Here is a 1334-nt window from a genome sequence, read left to right as displayed (position 1 = left end):
CCAGGAAAACCTGCAGCGCAAGCAGGTCGGCGAAATGCTGCGCGAGTGGGACAAGAAGTACCCCGGCCGCGTGGAGAACATGTTCACCGCGCTGCAGAACGTGGTGCCTTCGCACCTGCTCGACGGAACGCGGCACGACTTCAAGGGTCTGAAGGCGACCGGCGTGGCGGATGACGACGGCGACAAGGCCTTCGACACCCCCTCCTTCGATCTGCTCTCCCAGGCACCTGCCGCCCTGCGCATCGTCCAGGGCTGACCGGGCAACCCAGGGGAATTTTGGGCTTTGCGCCCGGAGACCCTCATGAAACTTGCGTTCTCTGCTCTTCTTCTTGCAGCAAGCCTGACGGGTTGCGCCACCTCCTGGGTGGTCGACAGCGACGTCAAGAGCTTTGCCTCCCCCGGCACCGTGGCGCCCGGAGCCACCTACCGCTTCGACCGCCTGCCCTCGCAGCAGGCCGACGGCGCGCGGCAGGAATCGCTCGAAGCCATGGCCGCCGCGGCGCTCGACAAGGTCGGCCTGCGCCGCGACGACGCCAAGCCCCAGTACACCGCGCAGATCGGCGCACGCGTGACGGCCGGCCTCTCGCCCTGGGCCGATCCGTGGCTCTACAACGGCCCCTGGGGTTATGGCTACGGCGGCTATGGCTACTACGGCCGGCGCTGGTACGGCGGCGGCTGGTATGGCGGCCCGGCGTTCGCGCCGCCGGCCAACCCCTGGTACGAGCGCGAGGTGAGCGTGGTGCTGCGCGAGGTGGGCTCCAACCGCGTGGTCTACGAAACCCGCGCCCGCAACGACGGCCCCTACACCTCGAGCGCGGCGATCCTGCCGGTGATGTTCCAGGCCGCGCTGCAGGGCTTTCCGAACCCGCCGCAGGGCGAGCGCCGGGTCAACATCGAGCTGTCGACGGCCAAAAAGTAGCGCTTCTAGAAGCCCGCGAATGGAAGACGCCACCCGCCTGATCGCCGTTCGCCACGGCGAAACCGCCTGGAACGTCGACACCCGCATCCAGGGGCAACTCGACATCGGGCTCAACGAGACCGGACTCTGGCAGGCACGGCGCGCCGGCGGTGCGCTGGCTGACGAGCCGATTGGCGTCGTCTACGCCAGCGACCTGTCTCGCGCCTGGCAGACCGCCGAGGAAATCGCCAAGCCACATGGCCTGGCCGTACAGCCCGAGCCGCGCCTGCGCGAGCGGGCCTTCGGACATTTCGAGGGCCTGAGCTTTGCCGAGATCGAAGCCACGCTGCCGGTGCAGGCCAAGCTCTGGCGCGAGCGCGACCCCGAATTCGAACCCGAGGGCGGCGAGAGCCTGCTGGTGTTCCGCGATCGCGTG

General features: G+C 68.7%; 2 protein-coding genes and 1 pseudogene. All 3 read left to right on the top strand.

The genetic code is table 11. The annotated features are described in order from the left end of the window. A pseudogene (locus tag ACSFA3_RS23650) lies at positions 1-256 on the top strand (tRNA 2-thiocytidine(32) synthetase TtcA); the annotation flags it as partial. A gap of 45 nt (positions 257-301) precedes the next feature. Next, positions 302-919 (top strand): DUF4136 domain-containing protein, encoded by a 618-nt coding sequence (locus tag ACSFA3_RS23645; RefSeq protein WP_093056161.1) that lies wholly within the window; start codon positions 302-304, stop codon positions 917-919. Between the two features lie 19 nt (positions 920-938). Continuing rightward, a partial coding sequence (locus ACSFA3_RS23640) for a histidine phosphatase family protein (RefSeq protein WP_435507855.1) occupies positions 939-1334 on the top strand: 396 nt, incomplete at its 3' end.

This window comes from Variovorax glucosi (assembly GCF_051216695.1).
Taxonomy (GTDB): Bacteria; Pseudomonadota; Gammaproteobacteria; order Burkholderiales; family Burkholderiaceae_C; genus Variovorax.
Note: the sequence above shows the minus strand (reverse complement) of the source record. Positions and strands in the feature narration are given on the sequence as shown.